General features: G+C 56.8%; 22 protein-coding genes. 20 read left to right on the top strand and 2 right to left on the bottom strand.

Annotation, left to right across the window (positions count from 1 at the left end; genetic code table 11):
- Positions 1 to 14 precede the first annotated feature (14 nt).
- The 13 genes from J2S20_RS04210 to proS all read left to right on the top strand — a co-directional run bounded on the left by J2S20_RS04210 (position 15) and on the right by proS (position 12,189).
- A complete protein-coding gene (locus tag J2S20_RS04210) occupies positions 15 to 1,388 on the top strand; it encodes a V-type ATP synthase subunit B (RefSeq protein ID WP_307253536.1) in 1,374 nt (457 codons plus the stop codon).
- Between the two features lie 80 nt (positions 1,389 to 1,468).
- On the top strand, positions 1,469 to 2,149 hold the full coding sequence (locus J2S20_RS04205; protein ID WP_307253533.1) for a V-type ATP synthase subunit D: 681 nt from the start codon (positions 1,469 to 1,471) through the stop codon (positions 2,147 to 2,149).
- 104 nt (positions 2,150 to 2,253) lie between these two features.
- Positions 2,254 to 2,748 (top strand): transcription elongation factor GreA, encoded by a 495-nt coding sequence (greA, locus tag J2S20_RS04200; protein WP_307253530.1) that lies wholly within the window; start codon positions 2,254 to 2,256, stop codon positions 2,746 to 2,748.
- 132 nt (positions 2,749 to 2,880) lie between these two features.
- A complete protein-coding gene (locus tag J2S20_RS04195) occupies positions 2,881 to 3,798 on the top strand; it encodes a nucleotidyltransferase family protein (protein ID WP_307253526.1) in 918 nt (305 codons plus the stop codon).
- Entirely contained in the window at positions 3,791 to 4,552 is a 762-nt protein-coding gene (locus J2S20_RS04190; protein ID WP_307253525.1) for a shikimate kinase, read from the top strand. The genes J2S20_RS04195 and J2S20_RS04190 overlap by 8 nt, the downstream gene beginning before the upstream one ends.
- Positions 4,467 to 5,042 carry a flavin reductase family protein gene (locus J2S20_RS04185; RefSeq protein WP_307253523.1) on the top strand — a complete coding sequence of 192 codons (576 nt, stop codon included), beginning with the start codon at positions 4,467 to 4,469 and terminating at the stop codon, positions 5,040 to 5,042. Before J2S20_RS04190 ends, J2S20_RS04185 begins: the two co-directional genes overlap by 86 nt.
- 109 nt (positions 5,043 to 5,151) lie before the next feature.
- Positions 5,152 to 5,652, top strand: coding sequence for a QueT transporter family protein (locus tag J2S20_RS04180; protein WP_106611220.1), 501 nt, complete (start codon positions 5,152 to 5,154; stop codon positions 5,650 to 5,652).
- Positions 5,653 to 5,706: 54 nt separating this feature from the next.
- On the top strand, positions 5,707 to 7,101 hold the full coding sequence (gene murC / locus J2S20_RS04175; protein ID WP_307253520.1) for a UDP-N-acetylmuramate--L-alanine ligase: 1,395 nt from the start codon (positions 5,707 to 5,709) through the stop codon (positions 7,099 to 7,101).
- On the top strand, positions 7,098 to 7,277 hold the full coding sequence (locus tag J2S20_RS04170; protein WP_147286863.1) for a hypothetical protein: 180 nt from the start codon (positions 7,098 to 7,100) through the stop codon (positions 7,275 to 7,277). The genes murC and J2S20_RS04170 overlap by 4 nt, the downstream gene beginning before the upstream one ends.
- A 71-nt stretch (positions 7,278 to 7,348) precedes the next feature.
- Complete coding sequence (locus J2S20_RS04165; RefSeq protein ID WP_307253515.1) at positions 7,349 to 8,461, top strand: DnaD domain-containing protein; 1,113 nt, start codon at positions 7,349 to 7,351, stop codon at positions 8,459 to 8,461.
- A 58-nt stretch (positions 8,462 to 8,519) separates the two neighbouring features.
- Positions 8,520 to 9,521, top strand: a complete 1,002-nt coding sequence (locus tag J2S20_RS04160) for an ATP-binding protein (protein ID WP_307253512.1) — start codon at positions 8,520 to 8,522, stop codon at positions 9,519 to 9,521.
- A gap of 20 nt (positions 9,522 to 9,541) precedes the next feature.
- Entirely contained in the window at positions 9,542 to 10,735 is a 1,194-nt protein-coding gene (locus J2S20_RS04155) for a ribose-phosphate pyrophosphokinase (protein WP_307253508.1), read from the top strand.
- A 14-nt stretch (positions 10,736 to 10,749) separates the two neighbouring features.
- Positions 10,750 to 12,189: a proline--tRNA ligase gene (gene proS / locus J2S20_RS04150; protein ID WP_307253505.1), complete on the top strand. Its 1,440-nt coding sequence runs from the start codon at positions 10,750 to 10,752 to the stop codon at positions 12,187 to 12,189.
- 165 nt (positions 12,190 to 12,354) lie between these two features.
- Here proS and J2S20_RS04145 read toward each other — a convergent pair whose 3' ends face one another.
- A complete protein-coding gene (locus J2S20_RS04145) occupies positions 12,355 to 12,903 on the bottom strand; it encodes a YcxB family protein (protein WP_307253501.1) in 549 nt (182 codons plus the stop codon).
- 323 nt (positions 12,904 to 13,226) lie between these two features.
- On the opposite strand from J2S20_RS04145, the gene J2S20_RS04140 reads away from it, so the two are divergent.
- From J2S20_RS04140 to J2S20_RS04130, 3 genes are read left to right on the top strand one after another with little or no spacing between them, the layout of a single operon-like run.
- Positions 13,227 to 14,690, top strand: a complete 1,464-nt coding sequence (locus J2S20_RS04140) for an NAD(P)/FAD-dependent oxidoreductase (protein ID WP_307253498.1) — start codon at positions 13,227 to 13,229, stop codon at positions 14,688 to 14,690.
- On the top strand, positions 14,687 to 15,916 hold the full coding sequence (locus tag J2S20_RS04135) for an FAD-dependent oxidoreductase (protein ID WP_307253495.1): 1,230 nt from the start codon (positions 14,687 to 14,689) through the stop codon (positions 15,914 to 15,916). The genes J2S20_RS04140 and J2S20_RS04135 overlap by 4 nt, the downstream gene beginning before the upstream one ends.
- A complete protein-coding gene (locus J2S20_RS04130; protein ID WP_307253491.1) occupies positions 15,913 to 16,314 on the top strand; it encodes a DUF1667 domain-containing protein in 402 nt (133 codons plus the stop codon). The genes J2S20_RS04135 and J2S20_RS04130 overlap by 4 nt, the downstream gene beginning before the upstream one ends.
- A 113-nt stretch (positions 16,315 to 16,427) precedes the next feature.
- Here the strand turns inward: J2S20_RS04130 and J2S20_RS04125 are convergent, their stop codons facing one another.
- Positions 16,428 to 17,051 carry an ECF transporter S component gene (locus J2S20_RS04125; RefSeq protein ID WP_307253488.1) on the bottom strand — a complete coding sequence of 208 codons (624 nt, stop codon included), beginning with the start codon at positions 17,049 to 17,051 and terminating at the stop codon, positions 16,428 to 16,430.
- Between the two features lie 316 nt (positions 17,052 to 17,367).
- Between J2S20_RS04125 and J2S20_RS04120 the strand changes: the two genes are divergently transcribed.
- From J2S20_RS04120 to J2S20_RS04105, 4 genes are all read left to right on the top strand, one after another.
- Positions 17,368 to 18,387, top strand: a complete 1,020-nt coding sequence (locus tag J2S20_RS04120; protein ID WP_307253486.1) for a zinc-binding alcohol dehydrogenase family protein — start codon at positions 17,368 to 17,370, stop codon at positions 18,385 to 18,387.
- A gap of 37 nt (positions 18,388 to 18,424) precedes the next feature.
- Entirely contained in the window at positions 18,425 to 19,168 is a 744-nt protein-coding gene (locus J2S20_RS04115) for a hypothetical protein (protein ID WP_307253484.1), read from the top strand.
- Positions 19,169 to 19,330: 162 nt separating this feature from the next.
- Complete coding sequence (locus J2S20_RS04110) at positions 19,331 to 20,428, top strand: TRAP transporter substrate-binding protein (protein WP_307253481.1); 1,098 nt, start codon at positions 19,331 to 19,333, stop codon at positions 20,426 to 20,428.
- A 166-nt stretch (positions 20,429 to 20,594) separates the two neighbouring features.
- Positions 20,595 to 21,107 (top strand): TRAP transporter small permease, encoded by a 513-nt coding sequence (locus J2S20_RS04105; RefSeq protein ID WP_106611235.1) that lies wholly within the window; start codon positions 20,595 to 20,597, stop codon positions 21,105 to 21,107.

The following is a 21,107-nucleotide window of genomic DNA, read 5'->3' as shown; positions in this document are numbered from 1 at the left end:
GAGGACGGAGCGAAATGCCGAAGGAATACAGAACAATAGAAGAGGTTGCGGGACCGCTGATGCTGGTGCGGGGCGTCAGCGGGGTCGCTTACGATGAACTGGGAGAGATAGAGCTTGCAGACGGCGAGAAGCGCCGCTGCAAGGTGCTGGAGATCGACGGCGGAAACGCGCTGGTGCAGCTCTTTGAGAGCTCCACCGGTCTGAACCTGGAGTCCAGTAAGGTGCGCTTCCTCGGGCGGAGCATGGAGCTCGGCGTCTCCGAGGATATGCTGAGCCGTGTCTTTGACGGCATGGGACGTCCGATCGACGGCGGTCCGGAGATCCTTCCGGATGAGCGCAGGGATATCAACGGACTTGCCATGAATCCGGCGGCGCGTGAGTACCCGGCGGAGTTTATTCAGACCGGAGTCTCCGCGATTGACGGCCTGAACACACTGGTGCGCGGACAGAAGCTTCCCATTTTCTCCGGCTCGGGACTGCCGCATGCGCAGCTCGCCGCGCAGATCGCGCGTCAGGCGAAGGTGATCGGGACAGATGAGCCCTTTGCAGTCGTGTTTGCGGCCATGGGCATCACCTTTGATGAGTCCAATTACTTCATTCAGAGCTTCAAGGAGACCGGCGCGATCGACCGCGCGGTGCTCTTCATCAATCTGGCAAACGATCCGGCAGTCGAGCGCATCTCGACGCCGCGCATGGCGCTGACCGCAGCGGAATACCTTGCTTTTGAGAAGGGCATGCACGTGCTGGTTATCATGACGGATATCACAAACTACGCGGATGCGCTCCGCGAGATCTCTGCGGCGCGAAAAGAGGTTCCGGGTCGCCGCGGCTATCCGGGTTATATGTACACGGATCTCGCCTCCCTCTATGAGAGAGCGGGACGTCAGAAGGGAAAGCCGGGCTCCATCACCCTGATTCCCATACTCTCCATGCCGGAGGACGATAAGACTCACCCTATTCCGGACCTCACGGGCTATATCACGGAGGGGCAGATCATTCTGAGCCGTGAGCTCTACAGAAAGGGACTGGAGCCGCCGATCGATGTGCTGCCGAGTCTCTCCAGACTGAAGGACAAGGGGATCGGGAAAGGGAAGACGAGAGAGGACCACGCGGACACCATGAACCAGCTCTTTGCGGCCTATTCCCGCGGAAAGGACGCAAAGGAGCTCGCGGTGATACTGGGCGATGCAGCCCTCACGGACATAGAGAAGCTGTATGCGAAGTTTGCGGATGCCTTCGAGAATGAGTATGTGAATCAGGGCTACCGGACAAACCGCAGCATAGAGGAGACGCTCTCTATCGGCTGGAAGCTGCTCAGCATACTCCCGAGAACGGAGCTGAAGCGCATCAAGGATCAGTATCTCGATGAGTACTACGTGCAGCAGTGAGCGCGCATTGCAAAAAGGGAGCAGGGCCGGGATGCTCTGCTTAGACCGCGCAGTGCGGCGACAGGAAGGAAGGTTTAGGAATGGCGGGTAAGACAGTGAACCCCACCCGGATGGAGCTCACCCGGACAAAGCGGAAGCTTATGACCGCACGCCGGGGACACAAGCTCCTGAAGGATAAGCGGGACGAGCTGATGCGGCAGTTTCTGGAGCTGGTGCGAAAAAACAAGGCACTTCGCGAGAAGGTGGAGCAGGGCATACGGGAGACGAATGCGAGCTTTGCGCTCGCCGGCGCCTCGATGTCGGATGAAGCCGTGCGCGTCGCCTTCATGAAGCCGCGTCAGGAGCTCACACTGGAGGTGAATTACAGGAATATCATGAGCGTCGATGTGCCGCAGTACAGTGCAAGTACCCGTACCGGTGACGGCAACGATATCTATTCCTACGGCTTTGCCTTCACCTCTGCGGATCTGGATGCTGCGGTGAGCGGGCTCTCGGAGCTTCTGCCGGATATGCTCGCCCTCGCGGAGAGCGAGAAGAGCTGTCAGCTCATGGCCTCGGAGATAGAGAAGACAAGGCGCCGCGTCAATGCGCTGGAGCATGTGCTCATTCCGCAAATGGAGAGAACCATCAAGTTCATCACCATGAAGCTTGATGAGAATGAGCGCAGCTCACAGATACGCCTCATGAAGGTGAAGGATATGATGCTGGAGGAGGCACATCACTACAGGGAGAAGGCAGAGAGCTGCGCCGCGGTACAGTGAGCTGCGGCACAGCCGGAGGTATTGTTGGGGATCGGAAAGAAGGATATGGACTGAGCCGCAGCGCTGAGAAGGCGCTGCGGCTCTTCTGAGAGATTGGAGCAGAGATGGGAGAGAAGCTTACAAGAGCGGATATTCAGAAAATCCGGGAGGAGATCGAGCACAGAAAGCTCACACTCCGCCCGGAGCTCATCGCGGCGGTGAAGGAGGCCAGAGCGCAGGGGGATCTGAGCGAGAACTTCGAGTATTACGCCGCCAAGCGGGAGAAGAACAGAAACGAGAGCCGCATCGGCTATCTGGAGCGGATGCTGAAGAGCGCCACCGTGATCGAGGATCATTCCCGGGCGGATGAGGTAGGTCTGAACAAGGTGGTGGAGGTGCTCTTTGTGGAGGAGGGCGAGAAGGAGAGCTACAAGATCGTGACGCCGATCCGCGGCGATACCATGGAGAACCGCATCTCCATCGAGTCGCCGCTCGGGAAGAGCCTGCTGCGCCACCGTGTCGGAGATACAGTGCAGGTAAAGACGGAGCTGGGCGGCTATCAGCTTAAGATACTTTCGATACGTGAGGACCACACGGACGACGAGATTCGCAGCTTTTAAGAAGGCGCTGATTCAATCGGCGCATTTTCCGCGCACTTATGCTACACTGTAGGCAGTACAGGCAGAGGGCCGGGGGCATTCCGGCCGGAGGAGAGATAGGCAGGCAAGCCGTCTTCAGAGGGAGAACAGGGCATGAAAACAACACTGGTAGTAATGGCAGCCGGAATCGGTTCCCGCTTCGGCGGAGGCATCAAGCAGCTGGAGCCCATGGGCCCGAACGGCGAGATCATTATGGATTATGCGATCTACGACGCGCGGCGGGCAGGCTTTGAGAAGGTCGTCTTCATTATCCGCAGAGATCTCGAGAAGGATTTCAAGGAGATCATCGGAAACCGCATTGCGCAGGTGATGGAGGTGGACTACGCGTTTCAGGAGCTCTCTGACCTCCCGGAGGGCTTCACGGTGCCGGAGGGGCGTAAAAAGCCGTGGGGAACTGGGCAGGCGGTGCTCTCGATCCGCGGAAAGGTGAATGAGCCCTTTCTCGTAATCAACGCGGACGATTACTACGGTCCGGAGGGCTTCCGCGCGATTCATGAGTATATGGTGCGTGAAATGCGGTCGGATGCCGACATTTATGACATGTGCATGGCGGGCTTTGTTCTGAAGAACACGCTCTCGGAGAACGGCGCAGTGACGCGCGGTGTATGCGAGGTCTCCGAAGCACAGGAGCTCACGGATGTGACAGAGACCTACAATATACAGCTGGAGGACGGCGTTCTGAGAGCGCAGGACGAGGCGGGAGCGCCGAGAAGCGTCAAGCCGGAGCAGTTTGTCTCCATGAATATGTGGGGACTTCCGCCGCGCTTCCTGTCCGAGCTGGAACGGGGCTTTCCGGAGTTCCTTGCCGCGCATTCCGGGAATCTGAAGAGCGAATATCTCCTGCCTTCCATCATCGATCACTGCATTAAGAGCGGCAAGGGAAGGGTGCGCGTGCTTCCGACGAATGACCGCTGGTTCGGTGTCACCTACAAGGAGGACAAGCCCACTGTGGTGGCCTCGATCCGGAAGCTCATCGCAGACGGTGTATACCCGGAGAAGCTGTATGGCTGATGCGGCGGTTCGCGGCGGCTGCATTACCCTCATCGGAATGCCGGCCTGCGGGAAGAGCTCGGTCGGCGTGGTGCTCGCGAAGAAGACGGGACGGCAGTTTATCGACGGAGATCTCCTGATTCAGGGACAGACGGGAAAGCTTCTGAAGGAGCTCATCCAAGAGCTGGGGGACGAGGGCTTTCGCGCGCTGGAGGAGGAGATCAATGCCGGTATACAAGCAGAGCGCGCTGTGATTGCGCCGGGCGGAAGCATCGTCTACGGGGAGCGGGCCATGCGACGCTTTCATGAGCTAGGACAGGTGGTTTATTTAAAGCTTTCCTACCCGGCCATACGGCGGCGGCTCGGGGATCTCACGGCGCGGGGCGTCAGCATAAAGCCTGGTCAGACACTGAGGCAGCTCTATGACGAGCGGGTGCAGCTCTATGAGAAATATGCGGATATCGTGGTGGATGAGACCGGAATGAATACACGGCAGGTCGTGGAGGCCATCGCGCGTGCGGTGGGCGAGGCGCTGCCGGAGAAAAAAGCGGAGACATCGACAGGCAGCACCGGGCTAAGAGGCAGAAAGACAGGGAAGCGGAAAGCTGCAGCTGGAAGAGCAGAGTCGGGCGGCAGGACGCGAAGCGGCAGACAGCAGCCGCAAAGCAGTACAGGAAAGGGAAAGAGACATGGAAAAAGAGTTGTGGAAGCCGGGCAATCTTCTCTATCCGGTTCCGGCGGTGATGGTGAGCTGCGCAGACAGAGAAGGAAATAAGAATATCATTACCGTGGCGTGGGCGGGTACTGTGTGCTCGGATCCGGTTATGGTCTCGATCTCCGTGCGCCCGGAGCGTCACTCCTATCGGATGATTCAGGAGAGCGGAGAGTTTGTGATCAATCTCACGACGGAGTCCCTCGTGCGGCAGACAGATGAGGCAGGTGTGAAATCCGGGAGAGATGTGGACAAGTGGGAGCTCCTGAAGCTCACGCCGGAGCCCGGGCACAGGGTGAAGGCGCCGCTCATCGCAGAGAGCCCGGTGAATCTGGAATGCCGCGTGAAGGAGATACTCCCGCTCGGCTCGCATCACCTCTTTCTCGCGGAAGTGCTCGCGGTTGATGTCGACAGGAGCCTTTTGAATGAGAAGGGGAAGCTGGAGCTCTCCCGGGCAAAGCTTGTGAGCTACTCTCACGGAGAGTACTACAGCCTCGGGCGGCTGCTCGGGAGCTTCGGCTATTCCGTGCGAAAGAAGCCGCAGAGAAAATAAGTGCCGAGAAGTATTTGCGCTTCGTCCCAGGGAGTGCTATAATACAGCGGTTCAAAAAGTGAGTTCGTGACCATCCTCACTTAAAACAAAACTACGGAGGTAATAGGATATGAGTTACAGAAGCAAGGACGGCGCGGGCACGCTTGCCTACGGCGCGATGCTCGCCGCAATCTACGCGGTGATCACCTATCTCACCGCACCCATCAGCTTTGGGCCGATTCAGTTCCGGATATCCGAGGCGCTCTGCATCCTTCCGGTCTTCACGCCGGCAGCAATTCCGGGGCTCTTTGCGGGCTGCTTTCTCGCAAACTTCATGTCGGGCGCTGCCCCCATGGATGTCGTGTTCGGAAGTCTTGCGACGCTGATCGGTGCCTACGGAAGCTGGAAACTGCGGAACAGAGGGACACTCGCGGCGCTGCCGCCGATTGCCGCCAATGCGCTGATTATCCCCTTTGTGCTGCGCTTTGCCTATGGCGCGGAGGATATGATTCCCTTCATGATGCTGACGGTCGGTATCGGAGAGGTGATTTCAGTGGGAATACTCGGAAATATGCTGCGCACGCTGTTGCTGCGCTACGGCAGGCAGCTGGTGGTGCCGAGAGGTATGTAAGACTGGAAATTGCCCGGCGGAGCCGGGCTCATTTTCCATCTGCGGAGGAATATTATGGGAAGCTACCGGATCGATTTTGAGCATCCGAATCATATCTATTTTATGGGAATCGGCGGCATCAGCATGAGTGGTCTCGCGGAGATACTCCTGAAGGAGGGCTTTCGCATCAGCGGAAGCGACGCAAAGGAGAGCAGCTTTACGGACCGGCTCAGCGCGCTGGGCGCGACGGTTGTCTACGGGCAGCGGAGCGAGAATATCACGGATGATATCGACTGCGTCGTCTATACTGCCGCGATTCATCCGGACAATCCGGAGTACCGCACAGCCATGGAGAAGCAGATTCCCATGCTTACGCGGGCGGAGCTGCTCGGACAGATGATGCGGCGCTACCGCCGGAGCATCGCAGTCAGCGGTACGCACGGAAAGACCACGACGACCTCCATGCTCTCCCATATACTTGTGAAAGCCGGTACAGATCCGACTATTTCCGTCGGTGGGGTGCTGCCTCTGATCGGAGGGAATATCCGCGTCGGCGGTAACGACACCTTCCTTCTTGAGGCCTGTGAGTATACCAACAGCTTTCTCTCCTTTTCTCCGACCATGGAGATTATACTGAATGTCGAGGCGGATCATCTCGATTTCTTCAAGGATATCGACGATATCCGCAGCTCCTTCCACCGCTTTGTCGAGCGGCTTCCGGAGGACGGAACCGTGATTATCGACAACCGCATCCGTGCGTACCGGGAGCTCGTCCGGGATTTCCCCGGCAGGGTTGTGACGGTCGGCACGGAGGGGGCGGATATCTACGCAGAGGAGCTTCTCTACGATGAATACGGACATCCTTCCTTTGTGCCTGTTGCATTTGGGGAGGCGCTTTCGCGCGTACAGCTCGCTGTGCCTGGAGAGCACAATATCTTCAACGCGATGGCGGCAATCGCGGCGGGGCTGGAGCTCGGACTTCCGGCTGCGCGTATCCGCGAGGGACTTCAGGACTTCCGGGGAACCGTGCGCCGCTTTGAGAAGAAGGGGGAGCTGAACGGCGCGACTATCATAGACGACTACGCACATCATCCGCAGGAGATCGAAGCCACCCTTCGCGCGGCGGAGCATTATCCGCACCGGGAGCTGTGGTGTGTGTTCCAGCCGCACACTTATTCCAGAACCAGGGCGCTGCTGCGGGAGTTTGGAAGAGCGCTGGAGCTCTCGGATCACGTGCTGCTCGCAGACATCTACGCGGCGCGGGAGACCGATACCCTCGGCGTCAGTGCCGCGGATGTGGAGCGTGCAATCAACGCGGATACGCCGGGCAAGGCCCTCTACCTTTCTTCCTTTGAGGAGATTGAGCGCTATCTCATGGAAAAACTGTCCCCCGGCGATTTGTGCATAACCATGGGGGCGGGAGATATCTACCGTGTCGGCGAGGAGTTGCTTCAGAAGAGCAAAAAGTGAAGAGAATTAAAGATTTAAAGCCGGGATGTCGGAAAGACACCCGGCTTTTCCACAAGAGGAGGCGGAACTTATCAACTTATCCACAAAATCCACAGGAAAAAGCTATCAACATTGTGGATAAAGTTGTGGACAGGGAGGCGGCGCTTTGGGTTCTCAATTCCGTACCGCTGTGCTAAACTAGGCGGGAACGGGGCGCTGCACAGAACTCTGTGCGGTGCTGCGCTTTGAAAGGAACAGGTGACAGAGGATGAAAATTAAATTCACCGGTCCCTGTGTGCCGACAGCCACACTGGTCGCGAATGAATTTATCGATCGATACATGCCTTCGGCAAACGGGGAATATGTAAAGGTATACCTCTATCTTCTCCGCCATGCGGAGGAGGAAATTACCACGGCGGAGATCGCCGATGCGCTGGAGCTGACCGAGGGAGATGTGCGTCGGGCGCTGACACGCTGGAAGAAGGACGGCCTGCTCGCAGCGCAGGGAGAGACTGCCGGGGAGGCTCTAAGCGGCGGAGAGCTGCCGCAGGAGCCAGTCCTTAAAGAGGCGGGCACGACAGAACAGCCGGAGGCCATGGTCTGCGCTGCGAAACAGGAGAGCCCGGAGGCAGTCACCGGGACAGCATCCGGGGCGGAAAACGCGCTTTTGAATCCGCTCCCGGAGATCCCGGACAAGTCGGGTGTGAATTTCGCAAAGCTTCGGAAGGATCAGGAATTTACGGAGCTTCTCTATGTCATTCAGCGCTATCTCTCAAAGATTTTTTCGCAGACGGACAGTGAGACCATCGCCTATCTCTACGATGTGCTGAAGCTCCCGTCAGAGCTGCTCGTGTATCTCGCAGAGCGCTGTGCACAGAACAGAAAGACCTCTCTCCGTTACTTTGAGAGCGTCGCGCTGGACTGGTACCGGAGAGGTATTCGGACTGCGGAGCAGGCACAACACAGCGCAGACAGCTACAGTACAGAGGTCTATGCAGTGATGAAGGCCTTCGGCCTGAAGCGGAGAGATCCGGGAACAGAGGAGCTGCGCTACATTCGAAAGTGGTTTGAGGACTATGGCTTCGCCAAGGAGCTGGTGCTGCTCGCCTGCGACAGAACACTGCTCCGGGCGCACAACCCGAGCTTTGTCTATGCTGACAGGATACTCACAGAGTGGCACAGCGCCGGGATTCACACTGTGGAGGAGGCAAAACGGCTGGAGGAGGAGCGCTCCGCAAAGCGGGGCCGGAAGAGCGGGGCGGGGGAGATGCAGAAAAACCCGCGGGGCGGCGGCACGCGCTTCAGCAATTTTGAGCAGCGGGACGATGATATTGATGCGCTCGCGCTTCAGATGATGAAGAAGCAGCTGGAGCAGGCGTGAGCAGAGTCAGCATTGCTGCGGACAGAGCGCAGCATGGCTTACAGACAAAGGAGTCACTATGGCACTGAGCAATTCGCAGTTCAATGCGATACTGCGTGAATATGAGCGGCTGCAGGCGGAGAATCGCCGGGAGTACGCTGCGCGAAGGGCGCGGGTGATGCAGGCTGTCCCGGAGCTGAAGCAGCTGGACGACAGAGCCGCCGTCTCTGCGATGGAGCGGCTTAAGAGGAGCGTGCTCGGCGGCGACAGCTTCGCAGTACAGGGCTTTTCCGAGGAGATCGGCACGATTGAGGAGCAGAAGGCCGCCCTGCTAAAGAAGGCAGGCTTCCCTCCGGATGCGCTGGAGCCGCACTACCACTGCGCGGACTGCAGGGATACAGGCTTTATCGAGGGACAGAAATGTCACTGCTTTCACACGAGAGCCATCCGGCTTCTCTATGCCCAGTCGCATCTTGACAGAATCATGGAGCGGGAGAACTTTGAGACCTTTTCCCTCGAGTGGTACGATGACAGCCAGGTGCTGAATGCCATCGGCATGACAGAGCGCGCGTGGATGCGCCGCATCGAGGAGCGCTGCAGAAGCTTTGTCGAGAACTTTCCCAGAGAGCACGGAAGCATACTTTTTCAGGGAAATACCGGTGTCGGAAAGACCTTTCTCTCCAACAGCATTGCGAAGGAGCTGATCGAGCGGGGACAGTCTGTGATCTACCTCACGGCTGCAGAGTTCTTTGACTGCATGGCGAAGGTGCGCATTGAGAAGACAGATGATCTGAAGCTCCAGGAGCTGTACGACTATATATTCAGCTGTGATCTCCTGATCCTCGACGATCTGGGGACTGAGGTAGTAAATACCTTTTCCGCATCACAGCTCTTCTATCTTGTAAATTTCCGCCTGAACGCGCAGAAGGGAACGGTGATTTCGACCAACCTCTCCATGCGCATGCTGCGGGACAGCTATTCAGACAGAACCACCTCGCGCATTACCAGCGGATATGATATACTCATGCTCTATGGGGATGATATTCGCGCCAAGAAAAGAAAAAGAGAACTGGGACTCTGAAGGGAGAAAGAGGAGAGAACATGGCAAACGAAGATAAAGAGATCGAGACGATACCGGTAGGCCCGCTGGGACTCGTACCCTTAAAGAGCTGCGAGGGGCTGGGAAAGAAGGTCAACGACTACCTGGTGCAGTGGAGAAGCGCAAGACAGAGCGAGCACAAGAACACCATCGCCTTTGCGGGTTATCAGAGAGATTCCTACATTATAGACACACAGATCAGCCGCTTCGGGACCGGAGAGGGGAAGGGAACCATACTTCAGACTGTCCGCGGAGGAGATCTGTTTCTGATGGTGGATGTGTGCAACCACAGCCTCACCTACTCTCTCTGCGGCATGACGAACCATATGTCGCCGGACGATCACTTCTCTGACTTAAAGCGCATCATCATGGCGGCGGCGGGCAAGGCGCGCCGCATCAATGTCATCATGCCCTTTCTCTACGAGAGCCGCCAGTACAAGCGGAACGGCAGAGAGTCTCTGGACTGCGCACTGGCGCTCCACGAGCTCGTCAACATGGGCGTGGAGAATATCATCACCTTCGATGCACACGATCCGCGCGTGCAGAATGCCATCCCGCTGAAGGGCTTTGAGACCGTACAGCCCATCTATCAGTTCATCAAGGCAATACTTGCAGCCGAGCCGGAGCTTCGGGTCGATGCGGAGCACATGATGGTCATCAGCCCGGATGAGGGCGGCATGAGCCGGGCGATCTACTTTGCCAATATGCTGGGGCTGGATGTCGGCATGTTCTATAAGCGCCGCGACTACACGCGTCTTGTCGGCGGCAGGAATCCCATCGTCGCGCACGAATTCCTCGGTGCGGATGTCGCGGGGAAGGATGTCATCGTGGTGGATGATATGATCTCCTCCGGAGAGAGTGTGCAGGACGTCGCGAGAGAGCTGAAGCGCAGAAAGGCGGGTAAGGTCTTCATCTGCGGAACTTTTGGTCTCTTTACGAATGGACTGACCCGTTTTGACCGCTACTACGAGGAAGGTCTGATAGACCGCGTCTTCACGACAAATCTTGTCTATCAGTCCCCAGAGCTTCTCAGCAGACCTTACTACGTCAGCGTGGAGATGAGCAAGTATATTGCACTTCTGATCGACAGCCTGAATCACGACACCTCGATCAGCGAGCTGCTGCAGCCAAGCGAGCGCATACACCGCGTTCTGGAGAAGCACAGAGCGGCGCAGGCAGCCGGAAAGCAGGGATGAGGGGAGAAAAGAAGATGGCAGACGATAAGAAGCTGGTAAAGGAAATCACTTCCATGGACGAGGATTTCGCCCAGTGGTACACAGATATTGTGCGCAAGGCGGAGCTCTGTGATTACACAAGTGTCAAGGGATGTATGGTCATACGTCCGGCGGGCTATGCAATCTGGGAGGCCATTCAGCAGAACCTGGATGCGCGCTTTAAGGCGACCGGTGTGCAGAACTGCTCCATGCCGCTCTTTATTCCGGAGAGCCTTCTGCAGAAGGAGAAGGATCATGTCGAGGGCTTCGCACCTGAGGTCGCGTGGGTCACGCAGGGTGGGCTGGAGCCCCTTCAGGAGCGTCTCTGCGTGCGTCCCACCTCGGAGACGCTGTTCTGTGACTACTACGCCAGAACAGTACATTCCTACCGGGATCTCCCGCAGAACCTGAACCAGTGGTGCTCCGTGGTGCGCTGGGAGAAAACGACCCGTCCCTTCCTCCGCTCGAGAGAGTTCCTCTGGCAGGAGGGACATACTGTCCATGCGACAGCTGAGGAGGCGCAGGAGCGCACAGAGATGATGCTGAATGTCTACGCGGACTTCTGTGAGGAGGATCTCGCAATTCCGGTAGTGCGCGGACAGAAGACCGATAAGGAGAAGTTCGCAGGAGCAGTTGCGACCTACACGATAGAATCCCTGATGCATGACGGCAAGGCGCTGCAGAGCGGCACCAGCCATAACTTTGGGGACGGCTTCGCAAGGGCCTTCGGCATGCAGTTTCAGGACAGGGACAACAGTCTGAAGTATATGCACCAGACCTCCTGGGGGATGACGACCCGCATGATCGGGGCCATCATCATGGTGCACGGAGACGATTCCGGGCTGAAGCTCCCGCCGCATATCGCGCCGACGCAGGTCATCGTGATACCGGTTCAGATGAATAAGGAGGGCGTGCTGGAGAAGGCGTCCGAGCTTACGGAGTCGCTGAAGGCAGCGGGAATTCGGGTGAAGCTGGACGATTCCGACCGCCGTCCGGGCTTTAAGTTTGCGGACTGTGAGATGCGGGGCATTCCGCTTCGCGTGGAGATCGGACCAAAGGATATTGCGGCGGAGCAGTGTGTGCTGGTGCGCCGCGACAGCGGAGAGAAGATCACTGCCTCTCTCGACAATCTGGCTGCAACTGTGACAGAGCTGCTGGAGACCATACAGCGCGATATGTACGAGAGAGCGAAGGCACATCGTGAGGCACATACCTACGATGTGCAGACCATGGAGGAGTTTGCGGACACGGTTAAAAACCGTCCGGGCTTTGTGCGCGCCATGTGGTGCGGCTGCCAGGAGTGCGAGGACAAGATCAAGGAGCAGACCGGTGCGACCAGCCGCTGCATCCCATTCCGGCAGGAGCAGCTCTCCGATACCTGCGTCTGCTGCGGAAAGCCCGCAACGAAGATGGTCTACTGGGGCGTTGCATATTAAAAAAGAATAGACATGACAAAAAGAGAGAATCCAGTTGCGGCTGGGTTCTCTTTTGGTATAGTGGCGAGAATGGAATTTACCATGTCGCAGAAAGAAGGCTGGAACAGAGTGAAAACTGAGGATTTGGCATTCATTACTCCTGGAATCAGAGTCTTCACCCGGCAATCATAATCGCATGGCAACAGCTTTATCAAAACGGGATCCGAAATTTACACCGAGCTTCCGGCGGAGGAGCTGCCGCAGCGCGGTAATTTCCTGCGCCTTCAGGCTGCGCTTTGGGAGCAGGTAGACGTCCTGGGCGCTGATGTAGAAGAGGAAGAGGTGGCTCAGCTCGAAGGCGCAGGTGAGCTGAGACAGCGGATGGCGGACATCAACCGCGTGATCGGGAATGCGGAGGTGGAAGCTGCTCCTGTCCACGGTACAGCTGCAGTGGCTGTCGATCAGGGACTGCGGCGAGCGAATGTAGCGGAGTATATTGAGCTCTGTCTGCGCGAACAGCAGGAGTCCCCAGCCGAGGTAGCCCGCGGCGATGAAGAAGACCAGCGGGTTTGCGCTGCCGAAGCCTGCGGCGGCCGCGATGCTGTAGAGGAGGGAGATCAGCAGTACAATAAACATGATGCGGAGCGGCAGGCGGTGGCGCAGAAACAGGCCGAAGTAGGAAGCCTTGCGAAAATCGCTCATGGTCAGCTCGTAGTTTGCATAGATGGTATTCATTCTGCTCTCCTTTGACAGGTGATAGAGTGATTATAGCATATCGGTTGCATGGATGGCATCATGAAGCCGTTTGCCCGGACGGAGGAAAGAGAGCGGGCATTTAGAGCTTGAGCATGCAGCCTCTTCAGATATGAATATCGAAATTTTAGATACATCCTATGACTTTAACGGCTTTGAAAGATGAGAGAAGAGAAATAAGGCATTATTTTTGAAAAGCCAGTAAAAAAGAATTGCTTTAGAGTAAAAAGAAGATATAATAGTAAAATACATAGGATGAATATACGCGGAATGAAAGGTCTGCGAACTGAGAGCGGAGGAAGGCTATGAAGGAGCTGTTTGACTGTCTTGTGATCGGCGGCGGCGTGGTGGGCAGTGCGATTGCGAGGGAGCTGGCGCGCTACCGCCTGAAGAGTGCGGTGCTTGAGAAGAATCTGGATGTGTGCTATGAGACGAGCGGGCGCAATTCGGGCGTGGTACACGGCGGTTTTGCTTACGATACGGGAAGCCTCAAGGCGCGGCTCTGCGTGGAGGGCAACCGGGGAATGCAGGAGCTCTCCGAGGAGCTGGATTTTCGCTTTGTGCGCTGCGGGAAGGTGCTGGTGGGGAATACGCCGGAGGATATGGAGTCCCTGAAGCGCACCATGCAGCAGGGTGAGAGAAATGGCGTGGAGGGGCTGGAGCTGATTGATGAACAGAAGCTCCATGAGCTGGTTCCGACAGTGAACGGGCGCTTTGCCATGTGGTCAAAAAACAGCGGGATTGTGGATCCCTTCGGCTGTACGATTGCCCTTGCGGAAAATGCCGCAATGAACGGCGTCCGTTATTTTTTCGGCCGTGAGGTCACGGAGATCGTAAGGAACGGCGACGGTGTTTACTGTGTGACAGCCTCCGGAGAGCAGTTCTATACGCGCTGGATCATCAACAGTGCGGGGCTTTCCTGCAGGGAGATCTCGGAGATGCTGGGGATCCATGGCTATCGGGTCATCGGATCTAAGGATCATTACATCATACTGGATCAGCGGACCGGAGCGCTGCTGCCCATGCCGGTCTACCCGGTTCCCTCCAATACCTATATGGGCATTCATGTGACGCCGACGACAGACGGAAATGTGATCGTGGGGCCGGATGCGGAGGAGACAAGCTGCTTTGAGCGCTATGATGTGCCGCAGAAGAACATTGATTTTCTTGCGGAGGATGCATCGAGGCTGTGGCCGCATATTGAGAGGAAGGACTATATCCGCAACTACTGCGGCATACTTCCGAAGTGGGTGGACGAGAACGGTGTGATACAGGACTTCAAGATAGAGATACGGGATGAGCTTGCGCCGCGGGCAGTGAATCTTGTCGGGATTGAGTCGCCGGGCCTCACTGCGGCAGTACCTATCGCCCGCTATGTGCTTCAACTGATGCAGGAGCGGGAGCACTTCTCCCTGAATCCGGAGTTCAACGGAAGGCGCAGGGGCATACGCCGCTTTGCAGATATGTCAGATGAGGAGCGGGAGGAGGCCATACGGAAGGATCCGGACTACGGCGAGCTGATATGCCGCTGTGAGAAGGTGTCAAAGGCGGAGATTCTTGAGGCGATACGAAATCCGTTGGGAGTGGAGACCATGGTCGGAATCAAGTACCGGACGCGCGCCATGATGGGGCGCTGCCAGGGGGGCTACTGTCAGATGCGGATTGAGCAGCTCATTGAGCAGGAAAAGAAGAGGCGCGCGGAGGAGGTTCTGTATAACCGCGCGGGTGCGCAGCTTTTGTTTGGCAGGGTGCGGGAGGAGCAGGCATGAGAGAGGTAGATGTTCTGATCGTGGGCGGCGGCCCGGCGGGACTGGCCGCCGCAGTGGCGCTCTGGAAGAGAGGCGTCCGCAATATACTGGTTTTGGAGCGGGAGAAGCAGCTCGGCGGCATTCTGCGGCAGTGTATACATGATGGCTTTGGCCTGACGCGCTTCGGGGAGACACTCAGTGGGCCGGAGTATGCGCAGCGCTTTATTGATGAGCTGCAAAAGCTCAACATTCCCTACATCACGGACTGTGCGGTGATACGGATCACGGCAGAGAAGGAGGTCACGGCAGTCTCAAAGAACGGGCTGCTTCGGTGGAGGGCGCGCACCGTGATTCTGACTATGGGCTGCAGGGAGCGGACGCGCGGCGCGCTTGCCATTCCGGGGGAACGTCCCGCGGGTGTCTTTACGGCGGGGGTGGCGCAGGCCTATATGAACCTCTATAACCGCATGCCGGCGAAGGAGGCGGTGATACTCGGCTCGGGAGATATCGGCATGATCATGGCGCGGCGTCTCACACTGGAGGGGGCGCGGGTGCAGGCGGTCTTTGAGCTTCAGCCTTACGCGAGCGGACTTCCGAGAAATGTGGAGCAGTGTCTGAACGACTACGGGATTCCGCTGTACCTGAGTCACACTGTCGTGGGGATTCACGGAAACAGGCGGCTCACAGCTGTCACAGTGGCGGAGGTGGATGACCGGCTCAGACCGATTCCGGGGACAGAGCGGGATTACAGCTGCGACACGCTCATACTCTCGGTCGGCCTGATTCCGGAGAATGAGCTTTCTCTCGATGCGGGGGTTCAGCTGGATCCCCGGACGAGGGGGGCTGTGGTGGATGAGTATCTGCAGACCACTGTGCCGGGAATATTTGCGGCGGGAAATGTTCTGCATGTCCACGATCTGGTGGATTTTGTGTCTCTGGAGGCCGAGACTTTGGTGGAGTCCTGCGTGGGCTGTATGGAAGGCCGGCTGCCGGTGTGTCCGCTGGAGATCCGGGCCGGGAGCGGCATCAACCACACCGTTCCGATGCGGGTCAGCGGGGAGAAGGATGTGTGTCTCTCCCTGCGGGTGAGCCGGCCGGCAGGAGATTGCCGTATTGTTGTGAGACAGAATGGCAGAGAGCTGGCTGTAAAGAAAATGAAGCGGGCCCTTCCGGCGGAAATGATACGGATGCAGATCCCTGCGGAGAGGCTGCAGCGCAGCGGGGCGTTGGAGGTGGTTCTGGAATGAATAGGGTAGAGAAGAAAAGCTACATCTGTATTATCTGTCCGAACGGATGTGAGATCAGCGCGGAATTCGAGCGGAGAGCGGACGGAAGCACGCGGTTTCTTGCTGCAGAGGGACAGGCCTGTAAGAGGGGGGAGCGCTATGTGCAGAAGGAGCTGGATAGTCCGGAGAGAACCATAGCCTCCACGGTGCCGGTGGAGGGCGGTGTGCTGCCGCTTGCGAGTGTGCGTATCACTGCGCCGATCCCAAAGGGCAGGATTCCGGAGGCGATGCAGGAGATACGGAAATACAGGCTGAAGGCGCCGGTGAAGGCCGGAACAGTGCTGAACGATCACTTTCTGGGGCTGGAGGTCAGTCTCATTGTGACAAAGCATGTAGAGGAAGCGGGTGATGTCGGCTGAGCGCGCGGGTGCTTGCAGTGATTGAGAGCGGTACGTCGGTATCATTCCGGGAGAAATAAAAAAGCTGCGGCAGCGGGATTAAAGTCCCACTGCCGCAGCTTTTTATGAATACTTTATGCGCGCTTCTGCTGTGTCGCCATGAAGTGAGTCAGTGTCTTTGCGACGACGGTTCCGACAACACCGCAGACGATCGCCTCGATGAGCCCCTGTACGCCGACCAGCATGATGACAAAGGACACGGGGTTTGCGGCGCCGAGCTTCGCGACCAGAGACTGGATGAAGTCAGTCTTATAGAATACGAGGACTATGTAGCCCATGAAGAACAGGGTATTCAGGAGCGGCGCGGAGACTGCTCCGAGCAGATAGCAGACGGTCTTTGAGTGATCCAGTGCGTGGAAGAGCTGAAAGAGTATCCCCACCACAACACCCATGAGCACGCGCATGCCCACGCATAAGATAAAGGTGTTGACAGGATCCAGCTGGAAGAAGGCGCCGGTCATAACAGAGACGCCGGTCATCGCATCATAGAAGCTCACAAAACCGAAGACTGCACCGGTGATGGCGCCTGCGACCGGGCCGAAGAGCATGGCGCCGATTGCAATCGGTACGGTCAGGAAGGACATGTACAGCGGGCCCACCGGCACGCTGCCGAGGCCTACGAGCTTCATGACGAACTCGATGGCGATCAGAAGTCCCATTTCAGCGATAAAGACTGCGTTGAATTTTCTGCTTTGCATATTCAGTTTTCCTCCTCTGTCATTCTGCCTTTCGCAGATACGACGAAACGGTTTTGCGGGAAACCCGCGGTGGCCGCAATTTGAGAATTCTTTGGCAGATGTCAGCATTACCCTCGTAAAGAGCTCTGAAAGCTGCCTGATTCCTGCCGCCCGGACGGTGCAGCGGAAAAGTTCTCAAAAAGCGATACCATTATACCAGAAAAGTTATTATAATAAATAAATATATTAATATATCAGTAAAAAGCATGAGACACTGTCAGAGACAGCTCTGAGGCTGCAAGGCGCAGAGGGGCTGAGAAGGGAAAAGGAGAGGAAAATGAAAGCAATCAAGCTGGAGAAGCCGTGGGAAGTTAGCTGTGTGGAGCTGCCGATGCCAAAGCCGGGGGAGGGCGAGGCGCTCATCCGGATTCATGCGGCGGGCATATGTGGGAGTGATATCGGTGCGTTTCGGGGCACGAACGGGCTGGTAAGTTATCCGAGAATCATCGGCCATGAGCTTGCGGGAGAGATCGTCTCGATCCCGGAGCACAATGCACGGGGGCTGAAGCCGGGGGATCGGGTTGTGATAGACCCCTATCTGTACTGTGGTCACTGCTACCCCTGTTCCATCGGCAGGACAAATTGCTGCACGGAGCTTCATGTGCTCGGGGTGCATGTGGACGGAGGCATGGCGGAGTATTACTGCCATCCGGCAGATATGCTGATCCCGATTCCGGAGGGAATGAGCTGGACAGAGGCCGCAATGGCGGAGCCGCTCACCATCTCTCTGCATGGAATTCACAGGGGCGGTCTGAAGGCCGGAGAGTACTGCGCGGTGATCGGTGCGGGGCCGATCGGGCTTGCGGCGGCGCTGGTGGCACAGGCCTACGGCGCGCACGCGATTCTTCTGGATCTCGTGCAGGAGAGGCTGGACTTCGCGAAGGAGCTGGGAATTGAATATACGATCAACTCCGCGGACTGCGATCCGACGGAGGAGATCCGCAGGATCACAGGCGGAGTGATGGCGCAGCAGGTGATGGAGTGCAGCGGGGCCAACCCGGCGATACGTGCTGCTTTGGACTATGTGAGTCACGCGGGACGCATCACCCTGACCGGATGGCCGAAGCAGGAGACCGCCATCCCGACAGATATGATTACCAAAAAAGAGATTGATATCCGGGGAGCCAGAACCAGTGCGGGAGAGTTTGAGGAGGCACTGAAGCTGATTCACGAAAAGCGCGTGGACATGACACGTCTACTGACGAAGACGGTTTCACTGGCGGAGGCGCCGGAGACTATTATTGATATAGAGAAGCACCCGGGCAATTATATGAAGGTCGTTGTGCTGACAGACTGATGAGGCCGGAGTGGCGCAGGTGATATGGGAGGTGTTGATGGAACAGAGATACGCAGGGCTTCAGTATGAACAGATACTGCCGCTGATTCTGGCTCTGTTGCTTATTTTTATTCTGCCCATGCTGATGCGGAGGCATGGCTGGAGCTGGGAGGATCTCTTTTCCGCACTCTTTTCCGGGACGGGGAAGCGGGATCGCGCTGCGGCGGAGGAGCGACGGATACGCTCAGGGAAGGAGCGGCCGGAGCCGCATCTGAAAAATGGCGGTAAGGGGGAGATGATGGAGCTGTTATCTACCCTGCTCACCTTTTCAAGAAGGAACGGGCTGACGCTGGTCTATCCAGGTACTGTGCCGGTGGATGGGGAGAGCACGACGCTGCTGGCGCTTCTGGTCACGCGCTCTGAGGTGATCGGGATCAACTGCTTTGGCTTTGCGGGAACCATCACCGCAGGGCGGCAGGGTGAGAGCTGGAATCAGCACATGAACGGAGCAGATATCGAGATTCCCAACCCAAGGGTGCTGAACAGGAAGCAGTATCAGCTGCTGAGAAAGGCGATGAACGCACAGGGGATGACGGAGGTCGGGCTTGAGATTCTGGCTGTTTTTACGAACCGGAGTGCGGTGCTTGCGATCGGAGCCGACAGTGCACGTGAGGTTATGACGCGGCAGCAGCTTGTGGAGCTGCTGCGGGAGAAGGTCAGTGAGGAGAAGACAGGGCTTGATCCGCAGGCGGTTGCAGCACAGCTAAATAGGCTGGTGGTCAGAGTGAAAAAGCAGAGATAAGAGGATAATGTTAAAAAACAAACAAGATACTTCCGAATAAAACTCAAAAAATTGAGCGGAATGACAGGCTTTCTTATTGACAAGCAAGATATACATGGTATTATACTCCTGAGTGATATATTAGTATATCAATTTTCACAAGGGAGAAAAAGGAGAAACGCTATGAAAAAAAGAATTGCAGCAATGGTACTCAGTGCAGCGATGGCAGCAACTCTTGCGGCCTGCGGAGGTTCGGGAACAGCCGCCACAACAGCAGCGGCGTCCGCTGAGACGGCAGCACCCGCTGAGGCAGCGGAGAGCAAGGCAGAGGAGAGTGCGGCTGCTGCGGACGCAGTAGACACCAGCAACGCAGCTTACACAATCTCAATCGGTCACATCAATGCCGAAAATGATTCCTGGCATCTGGCGGCTCTCGATTTCAAGGAGCAGGTCGAGAAGAATTCCAACGGTCAGATCAAGGTTGAGGTATATCCGAACTCTCAGCTTGGCTCCGAGATCGATATGATCCAGTCCATCCTGCAGCAGGGCGGCTGTGATATCACCTACACAGGCGAGTCCATGCAGACCTACTCTCCGGATCTCGGCATGATCGGTATGCCGTATCTGATTCAGTCCGACGAGCACATGACCGCGGTGCTTGAGGGCGAGGTCGGCAAGAAGCTTGAAGGCATGATGGAGGAGGCCGGCATGAAGGTGCTCGGTTACTTCACCAGAGGACCCCGCTACATCACCTCCAATAAGGAGATCAAGAGCACGGCGGACTGCCAGAACCTTCTGATCCGCACCCCGCAGTCTCCGATGACGGTTGCGGCATTCGAGGCGCTCGGCGCAAAGCCGACACCGATGGCGCTGTCCGAGGTATTTACCTCTCTTCAGTCCGGCACCATCGAGGCACAGGAGAATCCCTTCGCCATGATTCAGAACCAGTCTTTCTATGAGGTTCAGAAGTATCTCGTAAAGACCGCACACCTTCGTGCATGGGTTTATATCGCGATGGGCAAGGCACAGTTTGATGCACTTCCGGCAGAGCTCCAGCAGGTCGTTCTGGACGCAGGAAAGCATGCGCAGGCATGTGAGCACGAGATATTCCTTGAGAATGAGAAGAAGTTTGAGAAGCAGCTCCAGGAGGAGGGCATGACCTTCATCGATGTTGATCAGCAGGAGTTCGCGGACAAGATGATCGCCGGAGTGCTTCCGATCCTGACCGAGAGCCAGAAGCAGCTGTATGACGAGATCGAGGCTGCAAATCCGAGCAAGTAATGATCTGAGTGTCAGAAGCCGGTTATGCGCTGTGCGATCTCAGAGCTTTTGACACCGTAATCAAGAGATTTGAGAAATACAGGTCAGTTGTATTGCGCATCGACTTGAGAGAGATCCCGGCGGCTGAGCAAATTCAGCCGCCGGTTTTGAAAGAGAGGGGAATATTATGAAGAGCGAAAGCGGCTTCGACAAGCTGGTGAAGGGCTACACGGAGGTTTTGTGCGCCTTTGGCTGTCTGTTTTATCTGTCCTTCTGCGCCTGTGTGCTGATTCAGATCATCAGCCGAAACTTTCTGCCCTCCGCACCTTCCTGGACGGAGGAGGCGGCGCGCTATACCTTCATTTACATGGTGGCCTTCGGCTGCGGGGTTGCGGTACTGAGGGATGAGTTTGTCTTTGTTGAATTTTTGAAGGATATGCTGGAGGTCAAGGGACAGCACAGAACCAACAAACTGATCCGCATCTTCTGTACGGCAGTGATGCTGGCAGTCAGCGTCTATATTCTGATAAAGGCGGAACCGACCTTCTGCTTTATCAAGTTTCGTATGGTCTCTACTGCAATGCAGATTCCGATGCAGTATATTTACTTCTCTCAGATTCTGCTCTTTTCCTTCCTGAGCATCAGTCTTGTGATGCGGCTCATCCAGATGTTCCGCGACTTCAATAAGGAGGTTGGCTGA

Origin of the sequence: Moryella indoligenes (assembly GCF_030812885.1) — a bacterium.
Classification (GTDB): Bacteria; Bacillota; Clostridia; order Lachnospirales; family Lachnospiraceae; genus Moryella; species Moryella indoligenes.
This window is presented reverse-complemented; position numbering and strand designations above follow the sequence as displayed.

Excerpts from the sequence above, each read along its gene's own strand:
- J2S20_RS04210 (WP_307253536.1), top strand. The coding sequence starts at position 15 with ATGCCGAAGGAATACAGAACAATAGAAGAGGTTGCGGGACCGCTGATG.
- J2S20_RS04205 (WP_307253533.1), top strand. The coding sequence starts at position 1,469 with ATGGCGGGTAAGACAGTGAACCCCACCCGGATGGAGCTCACCCGGACA.
- greA (WP_307253530.1), top strand. The coding sequence starts at position 2,254 with ATGGGAGAGAAGCTTACAAGAGCGGATATTCAGAAAATCCGGGAGGAG.
- J2S20_RS04195 (WP_307253526.1), top strand. The coding sequence starts at position 2,881 with ATGAAAACAACACTGGTAGTAATGGCAGCCGGAATCGGTTCCCGCTTC.
- J2S20_RS04190 (WP_307253525.1), top strand. The coding sequence starts at position 3,791 with ATGGCTGATGCGGCGGTTCGCGGCGGCTGCATTACCCTCATCGGAATG.
- J2S20_RS04185 (WP_307253523.1), top strand. The coding sequence starts at position 4,467 with ATGGAAAAAGAGTTGTGGAAGCCGGGCAATCTTCTCTATCCGGTTCCG.
- J2S20_RS04180 (WP_106611220.1), top strand. The coding sequence starts at position 5,152 with ATGAGTTACAGAAGCAAGGACGGCGCGGGCACGCTTGCCTACGGCGCG.
- murC (WP_307253520.1), top strand. The coding sequence starts at position 5,707 with ATGGGAAGCTACCGGATCGATTTTGAGCATCCGAATCATATCTATTTT.
- J2S20_RS04165 (WP_307253515.1), top strand. The coding sequence starts at position 7,349 with ATGAAAATTAAATTCACCGGTCCCTGTGTGCCGACAGCCACACTGGTC.
- J2S20_RS04160 (WP_307253512.1), top strand. The coding sequence starts at position 8,520 with ATGGCACTGAGCAATTCGCAGTTCAATGCGATACTGCGTGAATATGAG.
- J2S20_RS04155 (WP_307253508.1), top strand. The coding sequence starts at position 9,542 with ATGGCAAACGAAGATAAAGAGATCGAGACGATACCGGTAGGCCCGCTG.
- proS (WP_307253505.1), top strand. The coding sequence starts at position 10,750 with ATGGCAGACGATAAGAAGCTGGTAAAGGAAATCACTTCCATGGACGAG.
- J2S20_RS04145 (WP_307253501.1), bottom strand. The coding sequence starts at position 12,903 with ATGAATACCATCTATGCAAACTACGAGCTGACCATGAGCGATTTTCGC.
- J2S20_RS04140 (WP_307253498.1), top strand. The coding sequence starts at position 13,227 with ATGAAGGAGCTGTTTGACTGTCTTGTGATCGGCGGCGGCGTGGTGGGC.
- J2S20_RS04135 (WP_307253495.1), top strand. The coding sequence starts at position 14,687 with ATGAGAGAGGTAGATGTTCTGATCGTGGGCGGCGGCCCGGCGGGACTG.
- J2S20_RS04130 (WP_307253491.1), top strand. The coding sequence starts at position 15,913 with ATGAATAGGGTAGAGAAGAAAAGCTACATCTGTATTATCTGTCCGAAC.
- J2S20_RS04125 (WP_307253488.1), bottom strand. The coding sequence starts at position 17,051 with ATGCAAAGCAGAAAATTCAACGCAGTCTTTATCGCTGAAATGGGACTT.
- J2S20_RS04120 (WP_307253486.1), top strand. The coding sequence starts at position 17,368 with ATGAAAGCAATCAAGCTGGAGAAGCCGTGGGAAGTTAGCTGTGTGGAG.
- J2S20_RS04115 (WP_307253484.1), top strand. The coding sequence starts at position 18,425 with ATGGAACAGAGATACGCAGGGCTTCAGTATGAACAGATACTGCCGCTG.
- J2S20_RS04110 (WP_307253481.1), top strand. The coding sequence starts at position 19,331 with ATGAAAAAAAGAATTGCAGCAATGGTACTCAGTGCAGCGATGGCAGCA.
- J2S20_RS04105 (WP_106611235.1), top strand. The coding sequence starts at position 20,595 with ATGAAGAGCGAAAGCGGCTTCGACAAGCTGGTGAAGGGCTACACGGAG.